The sequence below is a fragment of the Pediococcus argentinicus genome (genome assembly GCF_001437605.1).
Classification (GTDB): domain Bacteria; phylum Bacillota; class Bacilli; order Lactobacillales; family Lactobacillaceae; genus Pediococcus; species Pediococcus argentinicus.
On sequence record NZ_JQCQ01000018.1, the window covers coordinates 1 to 24,991 of the forward strand.

A 24,991-nucleotide genomic window follows, 5' to 3' on the forward strand; every position below is an offset into this window, starting at 1 on the left:
CTACCCACAACAAAGAAACGCGACCTATCTTTTGTTTTTATTTTTTAGTGTAAAAAGAGTATATTAATCATAAAGAATATTGAGTGGGTGAAAAATATGCTAACGGTTTTTGATGTTATTAAGATTATCAAAATTAATCATAAAACTTTGAACAGTCATGGGATTGTTATTACCGATGAGAGTGGCAAACCAAACGCCATTTTGACGGAACTCAATCGTGACGTTTTAGAAAAAATCAATATTTTTATGAACCTCGATCAAGATACTACAATTGATGATGTTCTTCTCATGCTTGCCATTAATACTCCGTTACCTGAAGATGTTTTGGCAGAGTACGAAAAAATTCTAACGGAACCAGTCGTTACAATTAATATTGCTACGAAGAAGAATATTGTGGAAATTGTGACTCGACACTAATTGATAAAAGTTGTTACCAAATATTGGTAACGACTTTTTTTGTACACGTCAATAACCTTTATATTAATTTAACGATAAGAAAATGTATATCACTGTACTTTGAAATAATATCTATGGGAAAATATAAGTATCTAAGAACACAATACGGAGGTCGAATGAAAAAAAGAACATTTAATGCCATTACACAGGGAATATTGATTATCGTTGCATTGGAAATAATCGCAGTCAGTATCAATATGTTTTACGCGCCACATAACGTTGCTGCTGGTGGAGCAACAGGATTAGCGATTGTTTTGGATGATTTCTTTAGTTGGAATAGAGCACTTGTAGTTTTTATAATTAATATTGGAATGTTGATTCTATCTTATTTTACATTGGGTAAACAAACTACAGCTCGGATAACGTTTGGAAGTCTATTACTACCAGTATGTATGGCAATTACACCTAATATTAGTTTAGTGCATGATAGAACCTTGGCTGTCATTGTTGGTGGAGCATTATATGCAATAGGCGTGGCATTACTTTATCAAATTGACGCATCAAGTGGAGGAACAACGGTACCACCACTAATTTTGAAAAAGTTCTTTAACTTTAAACCCGCTATTAGCCTTCTAGTAATTGACGGATTTGTTTGTTTTCTAAATCTTTTCTCATCAGGTATTGAAGCATTTATCTTAGCCATCTTTTCTTCAGTAATCACGGTACTAGTTATGAATTATATTGAGACAGGTTTGGATCGTAAGAAAACTATTTATGTTATCAGTGATAAATTGGAAGAGATGCAGCAAGTTGTTGGCGATTCACTGGATCGTAGTTACACGGCCATCGATGTTCGTGGTGGCTTCTCAGGCAATAATCAAGAAATGTTAATGATTGTAGTTGAAAACTCTGAATATCAAAATTTGATTAATAATATTAGAGCTTTGGATCGCCAAGCATTTATTTTAGTAAATAACGTTGCAGAGGTTCATGGTGGAGATTTCTAGAATAAGAGTGTGTAACAAATTGGGTGATTTTGAGCATTGCATAGGAAGGGGATTATTCCGCTTTTGGGAATGATTCACTTTCGTAGCAAAGCGGAGAAATCAGATTTGAGGAACACGTTTCAGAATAAGAGTGTGACGACCGAGGCGGTTTGAGCCGAGTAGGAAAGTTTCGGACTTTGAAACTTTCTTCCATAATTTTTTAGGCGTATGTTTCAGAATAATACGAAATTAAACACAAAAAAGCAGTCCATGAAGGGCTGCTTTTATAGTATCTATTCAATTATTCCATCAATCAATTCCGCAATTTTATCAGCCATTCTTAAACGTACATCGTTAACTCCAGGAATTGGAGCACCATTGGTTAACCAATGGCGTTGTTCAGTTGATAATCCCCAAACAAAGAAGTTAGAAACTGGAATACCTTGCTTATCAATTAATTCAGCTGTATCAACGGTTACATCTAAAGCTCCAGTGGTGTATTGTTCACCGTTTGCTAAGATCAATGAATAAGGACGACCTAGTCCAGAACTGACAATGTTCTTAACTAATTTATTACGGGTATGACTAGCATTTGGTGAAGGTAATCTTCCCTCAATTAAAACATTTGCTTCGTATCGTACGTCGTTTAGTCTCTTCGAATAAGTTGTGAAGTGACCATTTTCAGTTTCAATAATCATATCAGGACCAATCAAAGTTAGAACAGAGGACTTAATCAGGGCTAGAATCTGTTCAATTCTGAAAATGGGAGGTCCAACAGCTAAGAAGCTATTCAATGCGTTAAAGTAATTTAGGAAAATACGAATGTAATCATCGTTACTGATTAAGTTGAATGAAACCACTTTTCGAATGTTGCTTCGAAGTTCACGTAATTTTTCCATCGCGCTTGTAAATGGATTGGTCTTATTACCAGCTTTGGCCATATCAATATCTTGTTGAAGATACTTCTTGAGAAAATCAGTGAATGCTAAAGTATCCTTTACGTTTGGCAATGGATTTGCCAATATCTTCCAATCGAGTCGTTCATCATTGCTAATCGAGTACTTATCTAGAATAGGCTTGAAGTCCTTAGAACTAGCTCGTAATTCTTGTTTGAATGCAATAAGCTGGTCGTCTGATAAACGGGGTTCCATTAAGCGGATATAGTAAGTATATTCAACTTCACTGAATACTAGTTGTAAAAATTGATCACCTGAAATCTGAGTTTTATCAGCAATCATTTGATTTACAAAACGGTCAGTTAAAAAGTGTTTAGGATAAAGTTCACCGACTAATTTTTCATCACGACCACGGGCATGATATGGCAGACCCTTACGAGAACTTGCATAGATAGTAGGCTCATCGCCAGACCTTTTATATGACAGGTCACCATTCTCATTGCGGATAAATTGACCGCCACGACGCTCAGTTAGTTCTGAAAGGTAGTCAATAAAACTGAGTCCGAGTCCCCGAATAATAACGTGATCACGTGGCTCAATATCATCTAAATCAACTTCACTAGGATATGCGATTGGAACATAAGTTAAATCGTTGTCTTGTGCATATTCACTTAGTTGGCGTTGTTCGCTGGTAGGTTGATTAGTTCCTTCACCTAATGCGGCAGAGATAGCATTGACGTCGTAAGCAGCTGATTCTGAAATAACAATAAAATGCTGTTCTTCAGTTCTCTGGACGTTCGTAATAAGTTCTTCATGTAGTTGAACTGTAATATTGCTAGGTAACCTTAACAACTGTTTTTGGTAGAACCATTGTTGATAAACCCCAAACAATGCTCGTGAAGCGTATGAACCCTGATTCATTTGTTCAATCTCTTGAATTAGAAGATTGGATCTTTTGAATGATTCACTATTAATAAATTGAATGCCAAATTGTTGTGCCCATTGCAATAGAGTAGGGCCGCCTTCGATTGGACCGTTAATTTCAACTGAAGAATCTGTATAAAGAGTAATCTTAGCAGCAAGTGAATTCATTTTAAATTCATGATTTTGATTTGGATTCCAAACACGTCCGGCAATTCCAAATGGATCAAAAATATGAATTAAAAGATGCTCTTGCCACTGATTTTTGGCTGCCCAAGAGATAACTCGTTCTAATGCCATGAGGTTTCTAGGGCCTGCGCCAATTAGAGCGATTTCCATATGTGTATACGCTTCCTAACTTTACTGATTTAGGTCATCATACCATATTTAATAAGTAGATTTAAAGATTAAGAGGGTTAAGCGTTGACAAAAAATAAGTTAATCAGTTATGATATTAGCATATTAAAAGAAACGGAGTGATTTGAATGTTATTTACGCAAGCCTCAGCTCAAAACTGCCAAGCATGCTGTCAATTGGACAACATGGGTATTTTTAGCGGGCGTAAATAACAGCGAATCATGGTAAGTGGACTGAAATGTCTACAATGAATCGGTTAATTACACTGCGGTGTAGTTAACCGATTTTTTTGTTTGAAGGATGTGATGAAATGGAATCCGAGTGTAATTGTAAAAGAATAAGTGATACATAAAACGAAATTTTAAATACTAAGGAGATAGAAAGATGAAAAAATGGATAGGACTAATTATTGCAATTACTGGTATTGGAGCAATTTTAGCAGGATGCGGAGCACATAGTGGAGCAAAATATGCGGATAAACAGGAACTTAATTTATCAGCTGATGCACCACTAGATACAATTGATTTATCTAAGGCCAATGGTTTTGGTCAAACAGGAAATGTTTTTGAAAGTTTATTCCGCTTAGGTGAAAAAGGTAAGGTTACACCAGGTTTAGCAAGTCAAACTAAAGTTTCAAAGGATGGAATGACATATACCTTCACGATCCGTAAAGATGCTAAATTCAGTGATGGATCAAAAGTTACGGCTGATGATTTCGTTTACTCATGGCGTCGAACACTAACACCAAGCACTAAGGCTCAATATGCTTATTTGTTTGAAGGAATTAAAAATGCCGACAAGATTAACGCTGGTAAAATGAAACCTGAAAAACTAGGCGTTGAAGCACCAAACAAGAGTACCTTCGTTGTCCATCTTGATCGCCCAATGACTTATTTCAAAGTCTTGATGAGTTACCCACTATTCTCACCAATCAGTAAAAAGGCTGTTGATAAGTACGGCAGCAAGTATGCTACTAAGTCACAATATATGGTTTACACTGGACCATTCAAGATCACTGGATGGAACGGAACCGGTGACCACTGGAGCTTTGTAAAGAACAACGAGTACTGGGATAAGAAGGCGGTTCATTTAGATAAAGTGAACTACTCAGTTAATGGTAATCCACAAACTCGTTTGAACTTATATCAATCAAAGAAAATTGATATGACACAACTTTCGAGTCAACAAGTTAAAAACTACAAGAATAATAAAGATTATGTAACACAACCATATTCAATCACAATGTTCTTACAGTACAATATGAAGGCTAAGAGCGACATCAATCGTCGCGCCATGAATAACAAGAATATTCGTTACGCTATTTCATTAGCTGTTGATCGTAAGCAGTTGCTAGGAAAAGTAATTGGAGATGCTTCTACTACTTCTAAGGGACTTGTAGCAACCAACTTTGCTAACAATCCAAAGACTAAGCAAGATTTCGCTAAGGAAGCATATCTCAAAGGAACTGTTGATTATGATGCTGCAAAGGCCAAAGAATACTGGAATAAAGGTCTTAAAGAATTAGGTGTTAAGAAGTTAAACTTAGAATTACTTTCTGATAATGAAGGCGACGACCAAGCAATTTCACAATTCTACGGTTCTCAGTTAGAAAAGATTCTTCCTGGATTGAAGATGACTTTAACCAATATTCCTTCACAAGTGGCATATTCTAGAGCCACAAAGGGTGACTTTGATATTTATGTAAGTCACTGGGGTGCAGACTTTAATGATCCAATTTCATATCTACAAATTCTCCAATCACATAGTGGATACAACTACGGAAAATGGAACAATAAAGACTATGATGCACTTGTAAATAAAGCGCAGGGTGCAGATGCAAATGATCCTGAGAAGCGTTGGAATGACATGATTAAGGCTGAACAAGTTGTAATGAAAGAACAAGCTGTTTCACCAATGTATCAAACTGTGTTCTCATACCTACAAAATCCAAAAATTAAAGGTATTATTCATAATACTGCTGGTACACAATGGAGTTATAAGTATGCGTATGTGGCAAAATAATTGCTCAGTTAATCGGATAAGATTGTTTGGGAAATTTGGTAAATAGAAATCAAAGCATCCAATTTCTTGCAGAGAGATTGGATGCTTTTTGTATAAAAAAGTGTGATAGTTAGGTCGACTATAAACATATTTGTGTATTTTTAATATAATTAATCTACGGAAAATAAATCACGAATGCTTTTTTGGAGGTGACTAAATGAAAGATGAGATAATTACAACAATAAAAATGTCAGAAACAGACTATAAGGATGTAGTTAGGTTAGCTCGAAACGATGGTGTTACGGCTTCTGATTATATGCGTAGTGTGATTGAGTCAAAAGTGGATGATTTTAAAGACTACGAAGAAGGTATGAAAGTTTTTGCACAAAATAACAAACTGGTATCACGTGATGAAGTGATTAATGAAGTTTTTGGGGAGTAATTAGGAGTATTCTTAAATGTATTGGTACTGAAAACGGCCAAACGAAATGACGTATATCAAAATAAATAATTGTTAAAAAAATAACCCGCTAATGAAGTTATCTTCGATTAGCGGGTTATTTATTTAACGCTTACAAGTGTTTTGTGAGAGAATAGAAATTAAACAATGGTGGTGTAAAAATGAGTAAGTATAAACTAGTTTTATTTGATTTGGATAACACTTTAATGGAAACTGCGCCAGCTGGTGTAGCAACACTTCAGATGGTTTTAGCAGATGAAGGGATTGTTGTCACAAAGCAACAGATTCGAAAGCTATTAGGATTACCTGGAGTTCAAATGGCAGAACATTTAGGGGCACCAGATCCAGTTACAACGGTTAAGAACTTTAATGAGCGCATTGGTGAAAATTCTAACCTGATGAAAGAGTTCAATGGCGTAAATGAAATGATTCAAAAGCTTCAAAAAAACGACCTCCAAGTTGGAATTGTAACGTCCAAAATGAAAGTCGTTTATCAAAAGCAGAGTGAATTTTATCCATTTAGTAAAATTATTGATAAAGTGGTTTACCAAGATGATACTAAGAAACATAAACCAAACGCAGATCCATTATTGTTTGCGTTGGATAAATATTTTAAAGGCATTAGTTCAGAGCAAACCTTGTATGTTGGGGATGCATTATATGATATGAAATCAGCTCATGCAGCTAACATGGACTTTGCTAACGCCGGTTGGGGTGCAATTCCTAGTGATGACTTTTCAGAAGCTGAATTTGTTTTTAAACAGCCAATTGAATTAGCCAATACAATTACTGAACTATAGAATGCTTACCAACCAATCTGACTGAACTAACTGGTGTAACTTACTAGTTACAGGGAGCCAAATTTGGTTTTTAGCAATATCAGTTACAACTTCCCAAAAGATCGGGTCGTTTTCTTGTTTAGCAGTTGGATAAACAAAAATATAGTTACCATCAGAGGTCTGTGCTTTGATTTTTTTACCCTGATGGCCGAGAATCTTAACTTCTAAGTATTCTTTAGTTTTATCAGTTAATAACATAAGTACACCTCTTCTTGAAGGAATAATTTAAGTATATAAGATGCGTACGAATTAAATTGGAAATAATTAGTAAGAAAATTTTAAGATTGCAAAGGAGGATCATATGGATAGTATTTTAACCAAAGGTAGTCCCATTAAAGGAATTATACTTTTTAGTATTCCACTTTTATTGGGGAACATATTTCAGCAAATTTATACTATTTCAGATACTCTAATTGTTGGACGGGTTGTTGGAGTTCAGGCCTTAGCCGCGGTTGGGGCAACCGGTGGTTTAACCTTTTTGATTATTGGGTTTGCACAAGGTATGACAACTGGTCTTTCGATTATCACCGCTCAGCATTTCGGGGCGGGGGATGTTCGTAAAGTTAAAGAGAGTTTTGCAACTAGTATTATTATTTGTTTAATCACAACGGTAATTCTGACTATTTTAAGTGTTGCGTTAACGAGACCACTTTTAGTTCTGATGCAAACACCTTCCAGTTTGTTAAGTGGAGCTGAAACGTTTCTAACCATCATCTTTGCCGGACTCGGCGCAACAATGTTCTTTAACTTGTTTTCTAATATGCTGCGATCACTAGGTAATAGTCGCGCACCACTAGTATTCTTGGCCATTGCCTGTGTGATCAATGTGGTTTTAGATTTACTATTAATCATTCAATTTCATATGGGAATCGCCGGAGCGGGTGTTGCAACAGTTGCTGCTCAGTTATTTTCATGTTTACTATGTTGGTGGTATATCAAGCGTTCTGTTCGATACTTGTCTCTCAGTTGGAGCGATATGCATACATCAATGGCTGAAATTCAGGAACAAATTAAAATTGGTCTTCCAATGGGATTCCAAGCCTCAATTATTGCGATTGGATCTATTATTTTACAGGTTTCTTTGAATGAATTAGGACCTCAATCAATTGCTGCTTATACAGCTGCTGGAAAAGTTGATCAAATTGCAGTTCAACCAATGATGTCGATGGGAATCACGATGGCCACTTTCACTGCGCAAAACTATGGTGCTAAGTACTATAATCGAATTTTAAAAGGAATTCGTCAGTGTTTAACAACTTCCATTTCGTATAGTGTGATTGTAGGTGTACTGATTGTGCTAAATAGTCGATTTTTGGTTAACTTATTTATAGGTAACTCAGAACAGCATATTACTAATTTGGCGCATCAATACTTTATCATTGTCAGTTCAAGTTATTTCTTATTAGCAATGCTATTTGTTATTCGTTATACTCTTCAAGGATTTGGCAAGAGTATGGCACCAACAATGGCTGGAATTGCCGAATTGATTTCGCGAGTGGTTGTGGGGATTGCAATTGTTCCAATGTTTGGCTTCTTAGGAGCATGTTTCGCTAATCCGTTAGCATGGATTGGCTCTAATTTAGTATTAGTCTGGTCGTATCTTCAAACTGTCCGAGCCATTAAGAAAGACGCTACTGAATAAGCAGAAAGTTTTAGTGTAGAGTTGGACTCCCTTATAATAAAGGTATTAGGAACGGGGGATTGAAATGATTATTAGATATGAAACACTTCAAAAAATCGTTGATAAGAATAAAACTTTGCAGTTAAATGATCAAAGCTATATTAGAAAAACAGATGATTTTAACGGTGTCTGTTACGTTTCAGTTGCTCGGAATTCAAGGGACTATTATGGATTCTTTGAAATTGATGAAGATCACGGAATCACTTTCTATAGTGACGGAGAGTTTGCTGACGGATTGACCGTTTATGAAAGTCCCTTATCGGATTTTTATATTGATATTAATACTGATAAAAATATTTTAGATATCGATACGAGTGCTGGCAGTGAGACCAATTTTTTGGATATCTTTACGGAACAGCAATTAGGTGTTACAACTAGAGAGTATTTAAAAGAGTCAGACGAACAATTATTAACCAGCAAGATCTATCAAATGGTCAAACATTACATCAGCGATTATTTTGATTATCAAGATGAAGTTGAAACGCAGATTAGTTTGAAATTAATTCGGTTTGCGATGAGTGTTTATGATGACCAAACCAAGCCGATTCCAACGGTTTAGAGGTCACCGATTTATTAGTGTTGATTTTTTAAATTGGCAGAGTATAATTGCTTATGTTTTCATAATATATGTAGGGGTATTTCTGGAGGAAATCATGATTTTTAAGTATGATTGTTTAGAAAAAGTTGTAGCTACAAACAAGACTATCAAAGTTAATGACAGTAGCTCAATTAAAAAAATTGAAGGTATGAACGGCGTTGAGTACGTGACAGATAAAGAAAACCGTCATGACTATTATGTATTTATTAAAATCAGTGATTCTGATGCAATTATTATCAATACCGACAATCATACTGGCATGGGATATTTCTTATTTAGATCTGCTCTAAGCGAGTTCTATTTTGAAGTTAATACAGACGCCGACTTAGTAGATTTCTATGACGGTCCTGGTGAAGAAATTGACTTCCCTGACGCAATGGAACACGACGATATTAAAGTCTTGTACGACAAGTTCAAGGATGCAACTGATGAAGATATTGAACATTGTGAAGCTTTCCAAAAGCTTGATACTTACGTAAGTAAATATCTAAGTTTGGATTCTGAAGCTGAAAATAAAATCAATATTGCAATGATTCGTTTAGCATTCTTAGCTTACAAAGACGCTAACTTCCAAGAAATTAAACTATAAAACTAAAAAGGGGAATGACCGATTTGATTTGGTCATTCCCCTTTTTGCTATTCAAATTGTGCATCGTATAGTTTGCGGTAAGCACCATTGGCTTTAATTAACTGATCATGAGTACCACTCTCGACAACCTGTCCGTCGTCCATTACAACGATATTATCAGCGTTGTGGATGGTTGATAGACGATGTGCAATTACCAGTGAAGTACGTTCAATTAATAATTTATCTAAGGCGTGCTGAATGGATTTTTCAGATTCATTATCTAAAGCTGCAGTTGCTTCGTCTAAGATTACGATTTGAGCATCTTTTAATAAGGCACGAGCAATTGAGATACGTTGTTTTTGACCACCGGAGAGCTTGATTCCGCGTTCACCAACTTGAGTATCTAATTGTTTTGGCAAGCTTTGGATGTACTCATCAATATTAGCCATCTTTGCAACTTCCATAATTCGTTCATCATCTGCAGTTTCAGCACCGTAACGAATGTTATCACGAATAGTGCCATCAATAATTTCAACATCCTGCGATACAATCGCGATATTACTGCGAAGAGAATGAAGTTGAATATCTTTGATCGAAATATCATCGAACTTGATATCACCTGAATCTAAGTCGTAGAAACGCGACATTAGTTTCGTGATGGTAGTTTTACCAGAACCAGAATGACCAACTAAAGCAGTGGTTTTCCCATATGGAATATCAAATGAAACATGCTTTAAAGCTGATTCAACTTTCTTTTTATCTAACATATCAGAAGAATATGTGAATGAAACATCTTCTAGGCTCACTTGATTCTCCAGTTGTGGAAATGGTTTGGCATTCGGTGCGTCTACAATTTCGGGTTCTACGCCAATGATTTCAACGATCCGTCCGTATGAAATGAGTGACTGTTGAACCTGATTAAGTAGCTGGGTAAATGATCGGATTGGACTCTGAAGCATTGCTACATAACTAATGTAGGCAACCATTTGTCCAACGAGTAATTGACCCTTAATAACAAAGTATGATCCTAAAAGTAAAATAATGGCTGTTCCAAAGTAGTTCACAAAATCAATTAAGGGAGAAAAGAGGGCTTGATTCTGAGTAGCTTGAATCATGTAGTCACGGTTTTGTTCAGCTTTTTGATTGAAGTTTTCTGATTCTTTTTGCTCATTGGTGAAACTCTTAATTAATTGAATTTGAGTTAATGTGTTTTGCATTTGATTGGACATCTGGGCTTGTGAAGCACGAGCATTTCTAAATGCAGTCCGAATTCGAGTTCGGAAAACACGATAAATTAAAAACATAATTGGGAAAGTAACACTAACTGCTAGAGCCATTTTCCAGTTAACGATTGTGATAAATACTAATACACCGACAAAGGTGAACATGTTACCTATGATGGATAGCATATTTGCTGAAATTAAACTTTGCAGGTTGTTAATATCATTGGTTAAACGAACCATTAAGTCACCGGTTTTGCTGGATTCAAAATAGGCTGAGTCCATTTTTAGAATGTGTTTAAATAAATCCTCACGCAATGTGGTAACAGAGTTTTGACTCATTACACCCATATAATAAGTCGAAAAGTAGTTAAACAATCCTAGTAAAAATGCAGTGACCAGCATCAATACTACCGAGATAATTAAGTGGTTAATATTTTTATCCGGGATGATTCTATCAATAATAAATTGAGTGAACTGTGGCATTATAAATTGCAAACCAGTAATGACGAGTAATGCTAGAACGTTGATTACGAGTAGCCAACGTTTATTTAAAACAGTTCGGAATACGTATTTGAACATACTTCCGATTGAAACACTTTGCTCCATAAGTGATGCCTTCTTTCTAGGTTAAATTTATGAATGGAATTTTTGATTGATTTTTTGTGATAGCTCGAGCATCGTTGATTGTTCGGATTCACTTAGGTTGGAAAATAACTCAGCAAAGTTTGGTTGAGCTTCGCGATTTAGTTGACTCAAAAGTACTTGTCCATCTTCAGTAAGATATAGATTTGTAACGCGTGCATCTTTTGAATCTTTTCTTTTTGAAATTAATCCTTCCGTTACCATTTTCTGGATTTTGACCGTTGCTGAAGCGGGTTTAATTGCTAATTTGTTAGCTAGTTCTTTTTGCGATAAACCAGGGTTGGCTGCTATGAATCTTAAGTCCCGTCGCTTTTCTTGTGGGAAACCACTGGATCTTGAGGTTTGGTGTGAAAAATGATGTAGACAATGTGATAGTCGTGCTAGAGATTCATATAGTTCAGTTGATAGTTCATTATTTTTTGAAGTCATTATTTTGCCTCTTTTAAAAGTAATTAGTTAGTTAACTAACTTTATGTGCAATATTGTAAAACCATTTATTAATAAAGTCAAACTATTAGGTACCACAATAAAAAAGAACCAAATCATTAATCTGGTTCTAGATAGTAGTTTAAATATTAAAGTTCAACGGATACAGAATGTGTATCGTCTAAATCAACAAGAAGGCTATAAAGAGCACCAAATAAATTAGCATCGTTCTTAAACTTGGCGGTTTCTACGGTTGGTTTTTGTAAAGTGTCCCGTAGGAGTGGATTTTCGTCACGAATGATTTGAATCTGATGATTGATTTCAGGAACTAAAATTGATTCATTGCTAATGCCACCACCAATAACGTAGTTGGTTAAGTCTAAAACGGCTTGGGTATTAGTAATAATGTAAGCAATTCTGCGACAGTATTCTTCAAAAATTGGACGGGCAATTGGATCATCATTTTCAATCGCTTTGAAGACACGTAACCCGTCAGTTGGGTCGGAAAGTTCTAGCTTATCACCAATTGTATTAACCATCTTAACGGCTGATCCAGCGTTTAACATGATGTTGTTTTCTGCGTCAGAACGATTATCAACTTGGGTTAACATGAAACTGAGTTCTCCGCCTTGAAAATGAGTTCCACTCCAGAGTTTGCCCTTTAGAATAATGCCACCGCCAACAGCGGTACCAAGGACTAAAGCAGCTCCATTTTCTACTCCTTGTAAATTACCGAGCCATAGTTCAGCTAGTGCGGCACACTTTCCGTCGTTTTCCATGCTGACAGGTAAATTGTACTTGCTTTGAATAATTCTACCTAAGCTGAGCCCATGTAGCATTGGAAGGGCGCCGCCAAAGTAAATGGTCTGATCATCTTTATCTATTCGACCAGGAATACTAAAGGCAATCCCACGAATCGAATCAATGTTGTCGTCAATTACTTGGTAGATCGCTTTTAGAAATTCTTGTACATCTGAATTGGGTGTTGCAAATTTAGATTTTACTTTCAAATTTCCACTGTGATCAATTAGTGCATATTTAGTGAATGTACCACCGATATCAATACTGAGATAATCTTTTTTAGCCAAGATAATCATCCTCTCCGTTCAATCTTCTTTGTGATAATTATACGTCATTTTGGTAGCGATTTCATAAAACTATTAAAATAAGTTTATCACTTGACTTTTTATTAGGTACCTATATAATATTAGACAAGGTAAGGTACCTTAGTGATTTGCTTAAAGGAGATAATAATTATGGATGAAAGTAAAGAAGCAAAGTTATTTTTTAATATGGTTTCAATTTTAAAACATGCTCGTAGAATGCCAATGCAACAATTCAGTCAACATGGTCATGGTGGCTACGGCAAGCAACGTGTATTGAAGGTTATTTATGACCATAAGAGTGTTACTCAATCTGAATTAGCTGAAATCTTAGATATTCGCCCATCATCTGTTTCTGAAATGATTCGCAAACTTGAGAAAAATGAGTTAGTAGAACGGACAACTGACGAAAATGATCGTCGAGTAACAAATGTTACCTTGACCGACAAGGGTCGGGCAGTATTTGAAGATCGTGAAGAAAAAAATCATGATGCAGAAAATCCATTTGGTGAACTCTTTGAAGGATTATCTGATGATGAAAAAGACCAATTTCTTGAATTAACTAACAAAGTATTGAGTAATCTAAAGGATGACAGCCAAAGTGACTTTGATATGTTTAATAAACGTATGAAAGCTTCTGAAGAAATGAAAAAACATTTTCATGGACCTCGTGGCTGGGGCTTTGGTGGCGATAATGGTAGTCGTGACCGTTTCTTTAGAATGTAAGTTTTAGGCGGGGACCGTGTAACTAGATAGTTAGCCCCGGATATAGTTTAATAAAAGACAGTAAAACCGTTAGGAAGATTTTCCTAACGGTTTTTTGTGTTTGCTTTTTTATAGATAGAAGTATGTTACCAGTCATAACGTGCTCCCCAAGACTGACTTCTCCGTTTAGCTACACAACGTTCAATATCCTAAGTGCGGATATTAAACATTGCTATGCTNATACTCGATGTCACCCGACTTCTTCCACACTTCCGGTCATAACGTGCTCCAATAGCCTGCAATCTCCGTATAGCTACGAAACGAATAATATCCAAAAGCGATATTACCCGTTCCTATGCTATTACTCGATTGCAACCCGGCTATTTCCACACTTCCCTATGCATCCTGCCTTGTTGCCGCAATGTCGATTTCGCGAATGTTTACTTCTTGTGGCATGTCATAGATGAATTTAACTGATTGGGCAACGTGCTTTGGATCTAATGTGATGCCACCCATCGTTTGTTTCCAGCTTTCGTAGTCGGAAAGGGCACTATCGTCAGTTACGTGTGTTAGTAATTCAGTTTCTGCTGCACCTGGGGCTACCATTGCAACACGGACGTTTTTGTCTGAAACTTCTTGGCGAATTGTTTCACTTAAGCCGTGGACACCGAATTTAGATGCAACATAAGCTGCATGGTTAACGAATGTCTTTTTACCAGCTAATGAAGACATATTAATAATAGTTCCGTGTTCGCGTTCCATCATATCGTTCAAGACGATTTGAGTTCCGTTCAATACACCCATTACGTTAGTGTCTAACATTGTTTGCCATTCTTTAGGATCTTGTTTCCAAACATTACCTAATAGCATCAATCCAGCATTATTGATTAGTAAATCAGTTTTACCATATACTTTTTCAGCTTTATGGATTGCTGCTTCAAATTCATCTTTGTCAGTAACGTCAGCTTTTTCAATCATAACGTTGTCGAAGTTAAGTGGTAATGCTTCGATTTTTTCTACTCGACGTCCTAATAACAACATTGGGAAGCCATCAGCATTGAATAGTTTGGCCATTTCGGCACCAAATCCTGAACTTGCTCCGGTAATTACTACTAGTGGTTTATTATTTGTCATTTGCAAATACCTCTTTCTAAGTTAATATGGATACTATACAACCTGAAGTTAACTCGAGGTCAAGCGAAAAGGAGAAAAAAGTTTATGATTTATAAAATTGGTGATATTGCTCGCGAAATGGATGTCTCAGTAGATGCCATCCGATACTATGATAAAGAGGGTTTGATGCCCTTTGTTGATCGTGACAAAGCAGGTCGACGAGTTTTTAAAGAAAATGATATGAATTTTATTGAAGTTATTAAATGTATGAAACAGTCTGGGATTCCTGTTAAAGAAATTGGAACTTTTATTGATTGGTGTATGGAAGGCGACGATACATTAAATGACCGTTTTGAATTCTTAGCAGAACATGAAGCTAAGTTGGAAGATGAAATTAAGAATCTACAAGAAAACTTAGCATTCTTAAGATGGAAAAAATGGTATTACAAAACAGCCTTGGACGCTGGTACTGAAGATATTCACTTTTTACCAGGCACACGTGAAGTGGATCCTAACGAACGCAAACGCTATGAAGCAGAGTTGAAGAATAATGAGGATTAAACACCTTATACAGAGTGTGAGATAATCCGTGTTATAATAATCTCTACCACATGGGAGGAATTATTAATGTACTCGAAGATATTCAAATGGAGTATTAGTACAGTGTTACTAACAATGCTTACTTTTACATTGGTTGGATGTTCAGGACTATCACATTCAAATTCCAGTTCGAACTCTAAAACAACAACTTCTAGTATTTCAAATTCAAAAAGTTCGGATAAAAAAGGTACTAATCTAAATAAAAAGACTAAACAACATAAGAATGTTCAAAATCCAACGGTTGCTGATGTTCGTACAGCACTTGGTAATGATGACGTTGCTACGGCTAGAAATTTACTAAGCCAGGTTAAACAAACAACTACAAATGCTAGTGAACTTGACCAATTGGGATCTGAAATAAATACGGATGAACAGGCACAACAACTTTTAACAACGCTAAAGAGTGAAGTTGAAAATGGTAATCAAAAATCTGCTCAAGAAACGTTGCGACAAATTAATAATTTACCAGTTGTAAATCACATTATTACGAATATTCAAAATGAGGCAAACCAGATAGCTAGCAAGCCTTCAGATGATACGGTAGACGCTAAAAAATCTAATTCTGAAACAGAATCAAGTCAAAGCTCAGAAGCTAAAGAGTCCAGTTCAGAAGTGAAAGACACATCGAGTTTAAACAATAATGAAATTAATACAGTGCTGGATCAATTCAAAAATTCGGTTGGCTTACCAAACAATCAACAGGATCAGTTTAATATTTCTAAAACTGGTACTGATTTATACCAGATTGAAATCAGAGAAAATAACCCTAAGAATATTAATGGTGATTTAGTAGGACTATATCGATTTAATAGTAAGACCAACACGGCACAAAAAATGAATCCAACGACAGGAGCCTTTGGTAAATAATGACACGACAAAACAAACTAATTGCAATTGTCCTTGGTGTGACAGTTTTAGGAATCATTGCAGAACTAATTTTTAAAAACATACTTATCAGTAACATATTCTTCATTATCGGTATTTTGACGCTCTTAGTGGGAGTTGGAGTGATGCTGTATGATAGTAAATTGCTATTGGGTGTTTTTAAACGTAAGAGTCCGGTAGAACATGATGAAAAACTTGATGTTCACAAAGTTGCCAGTACAAAAAACGAGCCAATCAGGTTTCGCCCGACAGCTCGTTTAACATTGATAATAGGCGCTTGGCTAATTGCTGTTAGCGTCCTGGTTTCATTATTCTAAAGTACAAATTTTTCAATAGCTCTAGCCACACCACTCTCATTGTTAGAGGCGGTTACGTGCTGGGCTATTTTTTTGACTGCTGGTATAGCATTTTCCATTGCTACACCGGTACCAGCGTATTCAATCATCGAAAGATCGTTTCCTTGATCACCAAGTGTTAAGACATTTTCCTGTGATAGCCCTAAATGTTCTACAAGTTCTTTAACAGCATTTCCCTTGCTGACGTTTTTATGCATCATTTCAATGAAGAAAGGTTCGCTTTGAACGATACTGTAGTTTTCGCCAAAGTGTTCCAAAATAGTTGGCTTAGCTTTCTCCAAAATGTCAGGATGATCAATGAACATAACCTTAGGGATTTCTAGCTTAGGATTCATTTCTTCGACAGCACGATAACGAATTGGCATTTGGACTAAGAAGCTTTCACCGATTGTGTAAGGGCTGATATTCTTATTAGCAGTGTAAATATGATTACGACCATCAACGTGTAAATGAGTTCCTAATTCATGGCTTAACTTTTCAGCAGCTAAGTAGTCATCGAAAGTTAAGGTATGGTTGATTAATACATCGCCATTTAGATTTTGAGCGAAAGCACCATTGTATGTGATGGCATATTCGTCAGGATTTTTGAAATTAATCTGTTTTAAGTAGGGTGTGACACCAATTAATGGGCGTCCGGTACATAAAACGATTTTGACACCTTTTGCAGAAGCAGCGTTGAGGGCTTTTAAGTTGTCCTCTGAAATTTTGCTTTGATCATTTAAGAGGGTGCCATCCATATCAATGGCAACAATTTTGATAGACATAAGTTACTCCTTAAATTAATTGATTATTTTTGATGTGTGCTTGGAACTGTTCATAAGTTGGCCCGAAGATACTTTCTTCACTATTAACCAGCATTTCCTTTGGGAAGAAGAAGCGTTCATCACCAGAGACCTTACCAGAAATTGCTTGAACTAAGGCACTGACGGTTGATAACTCAACTAAACTACCATCAGCTTGCATGAGTTCGATTTGAGTACGTGGTTTCTTAGATGTTGGATCGTAAGCATCGTAAGGCAAATCATAACTATTGTTCGTAGCTGTATAGTAGGTTGGATCGAACCCAGCTTCTTTGACTAAGTCACGTAGTTGAGGCAATAGGTCTTTGGATTCTTCTTCATAACGTGCTGATTTAAATGGCTTACGATTTAGGAAACGATGAGCTAGATCACTTAAAATTGGATCTGAATCGTCTTCCCACTGAGCAAAGTATGTATTTAATACTCCATCATCTAATTTTAGATAGTCATCTAACGTAAACTTATCATTAAAGAACGGTAACAAATAGTGTGGTTGAAACCCGCGATTGACGCTTTCGCCCGAACGCTCTGATTGATAGAGTTCGTTAGCTCGACGTAATAAATTAGTTAAGATTACTTCCATTGACCTTGAAACGGAATGAAAGTAAACTTGCAGGTACATTTGGAAACGACTAACAATAAAATCTTCCACAGCATGGATACCACTGATCTGAAATGCGATGCCATCTTTATAGGGACGCATAACTCGCAAGATACGAGTTAGATCAAATGTTCCGTAGTTGGTACCCGTGTAATATGAATCCCGAAGTAGATAATCCATTCGGTCAGCATCAATCTGACTTGAAATGAGTTGAACTACTTGTGGATTAGGATAATCATGACTGATTACAGAAGCCACTTGGTAAGGAAAGCTAGGCGAAACTTGACTTAAAACCTGGTTAACTTCGGTAGAAGAATCTGTAATGATTTCAGTAGTTATTTTTTCATGGTCAGTATTAAAAATATGTTCAAATGTATGTGAATACGCACCGTGACCAATATCGTGAAGTAGAGCGGCACAAAGTGTGACTAAACGTTCATTGTCGTCCCATAGTCCGTCACCAGCTTCTTTGGATGGGTACTTGCGTTCGAAGCTTTCGGTGATACGACGAGCAACCTCGTAACATCCTAATGAATGAGAAAAACGAGTATGTTCAGCCCCATGAAAGACAAGTGAAGTTGTACCTAATTGGTGAATTCGACGCAATCGTTGAAACTCTTTAGTGTTGATTAAATCCAAGATTACCCGGTCCTGCACATAAATATAATCGTGGACGGGATCGCGGAATACTTTTTCCATTGGAAGTTTTTCGTTATGGAGAATTTCTTGCATTGATCTTCCTTCTTTCCGCACTTTTCTACTATTATACAAGTTTTGCGTAATTTATGCGTGGAGGCAATCAGTTCGCATTATTTCCTCTTAGCGTTATACTTTGTTTTAAATAATATATTTCAGAAGGTGAACTTAATGGCAGATTTACAAACCGGAGTTCCGGTAGAGATTCATTTAGAAACATTTATCGATCAAGAAGGAGAACAAACCCACTTGGTATTTGATGAACCTGGACAACTATTTAAAATGGGTGAATCGATTTATCTTAGATACCAAGAAGTAGACGAAGAGAGTCAAAAATCAATTCCAGTTACTTTAAAAATTGAAGGCAATGGCAATGTTCAATTAACTCGTGATGGGGATGCTAAAGTAAAATTGCGATTTGCTGATGGCAAACGCATTGAAGCTCGTTATCGAACACCTTACGGAATGTTTCCTGTTGAGACTGTTACTCCAATGTTAGATGTTAGATTAAGAGATCGCCCATTTGCAGGGATGGTCAACATTAACTATCAACTTTTTGCTGGTGAACAATTACTAGGAAACTATAAAATACGATTGCAATTTACCGCGTAATTATAGTATTATGGTGTGTAGACTGTGGAAAGGACGTGCAACAGTTTGGAATTAAAAAAATTTGATGGCCAAGATAAAACAGAACTTTCTTTAATTGAGGTAGCACATGCAATCCTCGCAAAGCATGGTGAACCCATGGCATTTGTTGATCTAGCTAATGAAGTACAAAACTATCTAGAAAAAACCGACGAAGAATTTCGTAATCGCTTATCTCAGTTCTATACTGATCTAAACGTGGACGGAAGCTTTATTTCATTGGGTGATAACACTTGGGGCCTAAGAACTTGGTATCCATTTGATTCCATTGATGAAGCTATTATCCACACAGAAGACGAAGATGAAGAACATCCAGCACGTAAAAAGCATAAGAAGGTTAACGCTTTCCTTGCTGATGCGGCAGATGATGACGACGTAATTGATTACGACTCTGATGATCCTGAGGATGACGATGACGTAATCGACTCTGATGATGCTGACGACGATGATGACAGTGATGATTTTGATGATTTAGCTGAATCAGACGACAAAGAAGACCTACCTGATGGTATTGAAGGTCAACTTTCAGAATTAAATGACGATGATGACGATGAAGATTAATCGTTCGTAAGACTTGACTTATTTGTGGGTGCCCTGTAATATATTTTCTGGGCGCTGGTGAACTTCGGTTTATCAGACAATCGAACGGTATATATCCCCTATTCAATTTGAATAGGGGGTATTTTTATTTGTTTCCCGATTACACTGCATTTGAAAAGGAGAACTATAATGACCAAATATATTTTTGTTACTGGTGGAGTTGTTTCATCACTTGGTAAGGGAATCGTAGCAGCTTCCCTTGGACGCTTACTTAAGAATCGTGGGTTAAAAGTTACGATTCAAAAATTTGATCCATATATTAACGTGGATCCAGGAACCATGAGTCCATATCAACATGGTGAAGTTTTTGTAACCGATGATGGTACTGAAACTGACTTGGATCTCGGCCATTATGAACGTTTTATTGATATCAACCTTAACAAGTACTCAAATGTAACAACCGGAAAAATCTATTCTGAAGTATTACGTAAGGAACGCCATGGCGACTATCTTGGTGCTACCGTGCAAGTTATTCCACATATTACGGATGCTATCAAAGAAAAAATTATGCGCGCAGGTAAAGTTACGGATTCAGATATTGTTATCACTGAAATCGGTGGTACGGTTGGTGATATCGAATCACTTCCATTCCTTGAAGCAATTCGTCAAATGAAGAGTGAAGTTGGTTCTGATAACGTAATTTATATTCATACAACATTAGTTCCATATCTTCGTGCTGCTGGTGAAATGAAGACTAAACCAACACAACACAGTGTTAAAGAACTCCGTGGTTTAGGAATTCAACCTAATGTTTTAGTCCTTAGAACAGAACAATCAATCAGTGAAGGTATGCGTAACAAGATTGCATCATTCTGTGATGTTGAACCAGAAGCAGTTATTGAATCACTTGATGTGGATAGCTTATATGAAATTCCACTGAACTTACAAAAACAAGACATGGATGACATCGTCTTGAAACATCTTGGTGTAGATGCTCCTGAAGCTGATATGGCTTCATGGAAAGACCTAGTTGATCATGTTAAGAACCGTCTGGATCACACAATCAATATTTCATTGGTTGGTAAATATGTTGCATTGCAAGATGCATATATTTCTGTTTCTGAAGCGCTTAAGCATGCTGGATACCCAGTAAATGCTGATATTAAGATTACTAAAGTTGATTCAGAAAATATTACACCTGAAAATGTTAAGGAAATCTTGGCAGATGCTGATGGTGTGATTGTTCCTGGTGGGTTTGGTGATCGTGGTATCGAAGGTATGATTACTGCTATTCAATATGCTCGTGAAAATGACGTACCATTCCTTGGTATCTGCTTAGGAATGCAAATGGCTAGTGTTGAATTTGCACGCCACGTCCTTGGATATAAAGATGCTAACTCAACTGAAATGGTTCCAGATACAAAACATAACATTATTGATTTGATGTCAGATCAAGAAGATGTTGAAGATATGGGTGGAACACAACGTTTAGGCCTTTACCCTTGCAAGTTAAAAGAAGGCTCAGTTGCAGCAAAAGCTTATGACAATCAAGAATTAATTCAAGAACGTCATCGTCACCGTTTTGAATTTAACAATGAATATCGTGCTGAGATGGAAGCTAAGGGCTTAGTATTTGCAGGTACATCTCCTGATAATCGTTTAGTTGAAGTTGTTGAAATTCCTGATAAGAAATTCTTCGTGGCAGCTCAATACCATCCAGAGTTCTTATCACGTCCTCAACGACCAGAAGGATTATTCAAAGCATTTATCGAAGCAGCTAATCAAAAATAATAACTTTTAGTTAAAACACCTTCTTTTTGCCACTTTTAGCAGGAAAAGGTGTTTTTATATGAGTTATATGGTTGTTTTTTTATATCATATTATTTATGATTGATAATGACTGTAAAAGATAGAAAGATATTTAAAAACTAAGTGTCATTTAGTTTGTGAGGAAAGCTTTATGAAAAAAATGATTATCAAGGGCGGCCAGCGACTTTCCGGCGAAGTCACCATTGGGGGAGCTAAGAATAGTACTGTTGCATTAATTCCAGCAGCTATTCTAGCAGACACTCCGGTGCGTTTTGATTCCGTTCCCGATATTCTAGATGTTCACAATTTAATGGTGATTTTAGAATCAATGAACGTACATTCAACGTTTAAAGATGGTGTTATGGAAATCGACCCAACTCAAATCGTTGAAAGTCCTTTGCCAAGTAAGGCCATTAAGAGTCTTCGTGCTTCATACTACTTTATGGGTTCATTGTTGGGTAAGTTTAATCGTGCCACAGTTACATTCCCTGGTGGAGATAACATTGGCCCTCGACCAATCGACCAACATATTAAGGGTTTTAAGGCCCTTGGAGCCACAGTTAGTGAAAGCGATGATACTGTTTATATTTCTGCTAAAGATCGTGGTCTTCATGGAGCACACATCTTTTTAGACGTGGTTTCAGTTGGAGCTACTATCAACGTCATCTTAGCAGCAGTTAAAGCTCAAGGTGTTACAACAATTGAAAATGCTGCACGCGAACCTGAAATTATTGATTTAGCAACGTTCTTAAATAACATGGGTGCTAAGGTTCGTGGAGCCGGAACTGATGTAATTCGCATTGAGGGTGTTAGTGAACTGAAGTCGACGACTACTCATACGATTATCCCAGACCGCATTGAAGCTGGAACATATTTATCTCTAGCTACAACCGTTGGTGATGGGATTACAATCAATAATATTATTCCTGAACATTTAGAATCATTTACTTCTAAGATGGTTGAACTAGGTGTTCCACTGGAAGTTGATGAAGATAAAGTATTTGTTCCATCAACTCATGATTTACAAGCAATTGAAGTTAATACAAGCCCATTCCCTGGATTTGCAACTGATTTGCAACAACCAATCACACCAACGCTATTAAAAGCTAATGGGCAAAGCATAATTAACGACCATATTTATCCAGAGCGAATTAAGCATGTTCTGGAGCTTAAAAAAATGGGAGCTGATATCGCTACTGAAAATGGCGTTATCTACGTTAACCATACTGATAAACTTGTTGGTGCTGAGGTTGAGGCTGGTGAGATTCGAGCAGGAGCCTGCTTGATGATTGCTGGTTTCATGGCCGAAGGAACAACAGTTATTACAGAAGCAGATAATATTCTACGTGGCTATGACAATTTAGTTAAGAAATTAACGAAATTAGGTGCTGATGTTTCGATTGTTCCACAAGATTAATTAAAAGTTTGCGAGGTTAGATTCATGAATGATTTTTTAACAATGAACGACTTGCAAAGCATGACATTAAAAGAAATCTACGAGCTTGCTCGTGAATATAAAATTTCCTATTACAGCCAGATGAACAAGAAAGAATTGTCACTGGCTGTTTTGCGTGCTCAGGCAAAAAAACAGTCGTTCGTTCAAATGGAAGGCGTATTGGACATTATTCCAAACGAAGGCTTTGGTTTTTTACGTCCGATTAACTATGGTCCTTCACAGGAAGATATTTACATTTCAGCTTCTCAGATTACTCGCTTTGGATTGCGTAATGGTGATCTAGTTGCGGGTGAAGCACGTCATCCAAAACCTAATGAACGGTACTATGGATTGATGCGTGTGACGGGTGTTAATGGTAAGAATCCTGAAGAAGCTAAGGAACGACCACATTTTCCAGCACTTACGCCTATTTATCCGAATAAGCAGATTGAGTTGGAAACAAATGCTAAAACAATCGCTACTAGAATGGTGGATTTATTTGCACCACTTGGTTTTGGTCAAAGATCTTTAATTGTTGCACCTCCTAAGGCAGGTAAGACAACACTTCTAAAGACGATTGCTAATGGAATTACAACTAACTATCCAGATGTAAAATTAATCGTGTTATTGATTGATGAACGTCCTGAAGAAGTAACTGATTTGGAACGTTCTATTGATGGTGAAGTTGTTTATTCGACCTTTGATCAAGAGCCAAAGAATCACATTCGTGTTTCTGAATTAGTTTTGGAACGGGCATTGCGTTTGGTTGAAGATAAACAAGATGTTGTCGTATTACTAGATTCGATTACACGTTTAACACGAGCTTATAACTTGGTAATTCCACCGAGTGGTCGAACACTTTCTGGTGGGATTGATCCTGCAGCCTTTTATCGGCCTAAGAAATTCTTTGGAGCAGCACGTAACATTGAAGAAGGCGGTTCTTTAACAATTTTGGGAACAGCCTTAGTTGATACTGGTAGTCGAATGGACGATGTGATTTACGAAGAATTTAAGGGAACTGGTAATTCAGAATTGACCTTATCACGTGAACTTGCTGAACGACGTGTATTTCCAGCTTTGGATGTTCGTCAATCAAGTACGCGTAAAGAAGAATTATTGGTTGAGCAGAAGACGCTCACTCAATTATGGGATATTCGTCGATCAATGCGCGGAGACTCATTAGAATATACTGAACAATTACTTAACTTACTTAAAAACACTAAGAATAACGCTGAATTTGTTAAAGAACTGGGCTCTTTGAAGTTCGGTAGTCGATCAAATAGATCAAAATAGAATGTTGTCAACATTGATATTCTATGATATGATTGCAAGCGTTGATTTATAATAACTATGATTCAGCGAATGATTCATGGCAAAGGAGCGATTAATTATGAAACAAGGAATTCATCCAGAATATCATCCAGTTGTATTTCAAGATTCATCAACTGGTTTCAAGTTTTTGTCAGGTTCAACAGTGAACTCTGCAGAAACAGTTACATGGGAAGACGGTAACGAATACCCATTGATCCGTGTTGAAATTACATCTGATTCACATCCTTTCTACACAGGACGTCAGAAGTTCCAACAAGCCGATGGTACTGTTGCTCGATTCAACAAAAAGTACGGTCTCAAAGACTAATATTTTCAAACCAGAACTTATTGTTCTGGTTTTTTTGTACCAAAAAACGCAGAGTGGAAATTAAGAC

General features: G+C 36.7%; 26 protein-coding genes. 18 read left to right on the plus strand and 8 right to left on the minus strand.

The window, feature by feature from the left end; translation table 11 throughout:
* Window positions 1-96 precede the first annotated feature (96 nt).
* Together IV88_RS05360 and IV88_RS05365 are read left to right on the plus strand one after the other, a co-directional pair.
* Window positions 97-417 (plus strand): hypothetical protein, encoded by a 321-nt coding sequence (locus IV88_RS05360; protein WP_057799533.1) that lies wholly within the window; start codon window positions 97-99, stop codon window positions 415-417.
* Window positions 418-572: 155 nt separating this feature from the next.
* On the plus strand, window positions 573-1,403 hold the full coding sequence (locus IV88_RS05365; RefSeq protein ID WP_057799535.1) for a YitT family protein: 831 nt from the start codon (window positions 573-575) through the stop codon (window positions 1,401-1,403).
* Between the two features lie 272 nt (window positions 1,404-1,675).
* On the opposite strand, the gene IV88_RS05370 is transcribed toward IV88_RS05365, so the two are convergent.
* Window positions 1,676-3,538, minus strand: a complete 1,863-nt coding sequence (locus IV88_RS05370) for an FAD/NAD(P)-binding protein (protein ID WP_057799537.1) — start codon at window positions 3,536-3,538, stop codon at window positions 1,676-1,678.
* Window positions 3,539-3,940: 402 nt separating this feature from the next.
* Here IV88_RS05370 and IV88_RS05375 point away from each other — a divergent pair, with 402 nt between their 5' ends.
* The 3 genes from IV88_RS05375 to IV88_RS05385 all read left to right on the plus strand — a co-directional run bounded on the left by IV88_RS05375 (window position 3,941) and on the right by IV88_RS05385 (window position 6,817).
* The gene (locus IV88_RS05375) at window positions 3,941-5,578 is read left to right on the plus strand and encodes a peptide ABC transporter substrate-binding protein (RefSeq protein ID WP_057799539.1); all 1,638 of its coding nucleotides are present in this window, start codon (window positions 3,941-3,943) and stop codon (window positions 5,576-5,578) included.
* Window positions 5,579-5,774: 196 nt separating this feature from the next.
* Entirely contained in the window at window positions 5,775-5,999 is a 225-nt protein-coding gene (locus tag IV88_RS05380; protein WP_057799541.1) for a hypothetical protein, read from the plus strand.
* Between the two features lie 179 nt (window positions 6,000-6,178).
* Complete coding sequence (locus IV88_RS05385) at window positions 6,179-6,817, plus strand: HAD family hydrolase (protein ID WP_057799543.1); 639 nt, start codon at window positions 6,179-6,181, stop codon at window positions 6,815-6,817.
* On the opposite strand, the gene IV88_RS05390 is transcribed toward IV88_RS05385, so the two are convergent.
* Window positions 6,812-7,054, minus strand: a complete 243-nt coding sequence (locus tag IV88_RS05390; RefSeq protein ID WP_057799544.1) for a hypothetical protein — start codon at window positions 7,052-7,054, stop codon at window positions 6,812-6,814. The two genes, IV88_RS05385 and IV88_RS05390, sit on opposite strands and share 6 nt — an antisense overlap.
* A 103-nt stretch (window positions 7,055-7,157) precedes the next feature.
* On the opposite strand from IV88_RS05390, the gene IV88_RS05395 reads away from it, so the two are divergent.
* The 3 genes from IV88_RS05395 to IV88_RS05405 all read left to right on the plus strand — a co-directional run bounded on the left by IV88_RS05395 (window position 7,158) and on the right by IV88_RS05405 (window position 9,724).
* A complete protein-coding gene (locus IV88_RS05395) occupies window positions 7,158-8,498 on the plus strand; it encodes an MATE family efflux transporter (RefSeq protein ID WP_057799547.1) in 1,341 nt (446 codons plus the stop codon).
* Window positions 8,499-8,562: 64 nt separating this feature from the next.
* Window positions 8,563-9,096: a hypothetical protein gene (locus tag IV88_RS05400; RefSeq protein ID WP_057799549.1), complete on the plus strand. Its 534-nt coding sequence runs from the start codon at window positions 8,563-8,565 to the stop codon at window positions 9,094-9,096.
* 94 nt (window positions 9,097-9,190) lie between these two features.
* Window positions 9,191-9,724 carry a hypothetical protein gene (locus IV88_RS05405; protein ID WP_057799551.1) on the plus strand — a complete coding sequence of 178 codons (534 nt, stop codon included), beginning with the start codon at window positions 9,191-9,193 and terminating at the stop codon, window positions 9,722-9,724.
* 47 nt (window positions 9,725-9,771) lie between these two features.
* Here IV88_RS05405 and IV88_RS05410 read toward each other — a convergent pair whose 3' ends face one another.
* The 3 genes from IV88_RS05410 to IV88_RS05420 all read right to left on the minus strand — a co-directional run bounded on the left by IV88_RS05410 (window position 9,772) and on the right by IV88_RS05420 (window position 13,091).
* Complete coding sequence (locus IV88_RS05410) at window positions 9,772-11,532, minus strand: ABC transporter ATP-binding protein (RefSeq protein ID WP_057799553.1); 1,761 nt, start codon at window positions 11,530-11,532, stop codon at window positions 9,772-9,774.
* 27 nt (window positions 11,533-11,559) lie between these two features.
* The gene (locus IV88_RS05415) at window positions 11,560-11,997 is read right to left on the minus strand and encodes a MarR family winged helix-turn-helix transcriptional regulator (RefSeq protein WP_057799555.1); all 438 of its coding nucleotides are present in this window, start codon (window positions 11,995-11,997) and stop codon (window positions 11,560-11,562) included.
* A 146-nt stretch (window positions 11,998-12,143) separates the two neighbouring features.
* Window positions 12,144-13,091: an ROK family protein gene (locus IV88_RS05420; RefSeq protein WP_057799557.1), complete on the minus strand. Its 948-nt coding sequence runs from the start codon at window positions 13,089-13,091 to the stop codon at window positions 12,144-12,146.
* A gap of 159 nt (window positions 13,092-13,250) precedes the next feature.
* Here IV88_RS05420 and IV88_RS05425 point away from each other — a divergent pair, with 159 nt between their 5' ends.
* Window positions 13,251-13,823: a MarR family winged helix-turn-helix transcriptional regulator gene (locus tag IV88_RS05425; RefSeq protein WP_057799559.1), complete on the plus strand. Its 573-nt coding sequence runs from the start codon at window positions 13,251-13,253 to the stop codon at window positions 13,821-13,823.
* 375 nt (window positions 13,824-14,198) lie between these two features.
* On the opposite strand, the gene IV88_RS05430 is transcribed toward IV88_RS05425, so the two are convergent.
* On the minus strand, window positions 14,199-14,936 hold the full coding sequence (locus IV88_RS05430; protein WP_057799561.1) for an SDR family oxidoreductase: 738 nt from the start codon (window positions 14,934-14,936) through the stop codon (window positions 14,199-14,201).
* A gap of 84 nt (window positions 14,937-15,020) precedes the next feature.
* On the opposite strand from IV88_RS05430, the gene IV88_RS05435 reads away from it, so the two are divergent.
* The 3 genes from IV88_RS05435 (at window position 15,021) to IV88_RS05445 (ending at window position 16,717) form a co-directional block, all read left to right on the plus strand.
* A complete protein-coding gene (locus IV88_RS05435) occupies window positions 15,021-15,476 on the plus strand; it encodes a MerR family transcriptional regulator (RefSeq protein WP_083486850.1) in 456 nt (151 codons plus the stop codon).
* A gap of 66 nt (window positions 15,477-15,542) precedes the next feature.
* Complete coding sequence (locus tag IV88_RS05440) at window positions 15,543-16,382, plus strand: hypothetical protein (protein WP_057799563.1); 840 nt, start codon at window positions 15,543-15,545, stop codon at window positions 16,380-16,382.
* Window positions 16,382-16,717, plus strand: a complete 336-nt coding sequence (locus IV88_RS05445; protein ID WP_057799564.1) for a DUF3899 domain-containing protein — start codon at window positions 16,382-16,384, stop codon at window positions 16,715-16,717. The genes IV88_RS05440 and IV88_RS05445 overlap by 1 nt, the downstream gene beginning before the upstream one ends.
* Here IV88_RS05445 and yidA read toward each other — a convergent pair.
* Together yidA and IV88_RS05455 are read right to left on the minus strand one after the other, a co-directional pair.
* Window positions 16,714-17,520, minus strand: a complete 807-nt coding sequence (gene yidA, locus IV88_RS05450; RefSeq protein ID WP_057799566.1) for a sugar-phosphatase — start codon at window positions 17,518-17,520, stop codon at window positions 16,714-16,716. The genes IV88_RS05445 and yidA overlap by 4 nt on opposite strands.
* 10 nt (window positions 17,521-17,530) lie before the next feature.
* Window positions 17,531-18,889, minus strand: a complete 1,359-nt coding sequence (locus IV88_RS05455) for an HD domain-containing protein (RefSeq protein WP_057799568.1) — start codon at window positions 18,887-18,889, stop codon at window positions 17,531-17,533.
* Window positions 18,890-19,024: 135 nt separating this feature from the next.
* On the opposite strand from IV88_RS05455, the gene IV88_RS05460 reads away from it, so the two are divergent.
* From IV88_RS05460 to IV88_RS05485, 6 genes are all read left to right on the plus strand, one after another.
* On the plus strand, window positions 19,025-19,465 hold the full coding sequence (locus IV88_RS05460; protein WP_057799570.1) for a YwiB family protein: 441 nt from the start codon (window positions 19,025-19,027) through the stop codon (window positions 19,463-19,465).
* A gap of 45 nt (window positions 19,466-19,510) precedes the next feature.
* Window positions 19,511-20,062, plus strand: coding sequence for a DNA-directed RNA polymerase subunit delta (rpoE, locus tag IV88_RS05465; protein ID WP_057799571.1), 552 nt, complete (start codon window positions 19,511-19,513; stop codon window positions 20,060-20,062).
* Window positions 20,063-20,230: 168 nt separating this feature from the next.
* The gene (locus IV88_RS05470) at window positions 20,231-21,832 is read left to right on the plus strand and encodes a CTP synthase (protein ID WP_057799573.1); all 1,602 of its coding nucleotides are present in this window, start codon (window positions 20,231-20,233) and stop codon (window positions 21,830-21,832) included.
* 169 nt (window positions 21,833-22,001) lie between these two features.
* Window positions 22,002-23,267 carry a UDP-N-acetylglucosamine 1-carboxyvinyltransferase gene (locus IV88_RS05475; protein ID WP_057799575.1) on the plus strand — a complete coding sequence of 422 codons (1,266 nt, stop codon included), beginning with the start codon at window positions 22,002-22,004 and terminating at the stop codon, window positions 23,265-23,267.
* A gap of 24 nt (window positions 23,268-23,291) precedes the next feature.
* Window positions 23,292-24,578 (plus strand): transcription termination factor Rho, encoded by a 1,287-nt coding sequence (rho, locus tag IV88_RS05480; protein WP_057799577.1) that lies wholly within the window; start codon window positions 23,292-23,294, stop codon window positions 24,576-24,578.
* A gap of 97 nt (window positions 24,579-24,675) precedes the next feature.
* Window positions 24,676-24,924 (plus strand): type B 50S ribosomal protein L31, encoded by a 249-nt coding sequence (locus tag IV88_RS05485; protein WP_057799579.1) that lies wholly within the window; start codon window positions 24,676-24,678, stop codon window positions 24,922-24,924.
* The last annotated feature ends 67 nt before the right edge of the window (window positions 24,925-24,991 follow it).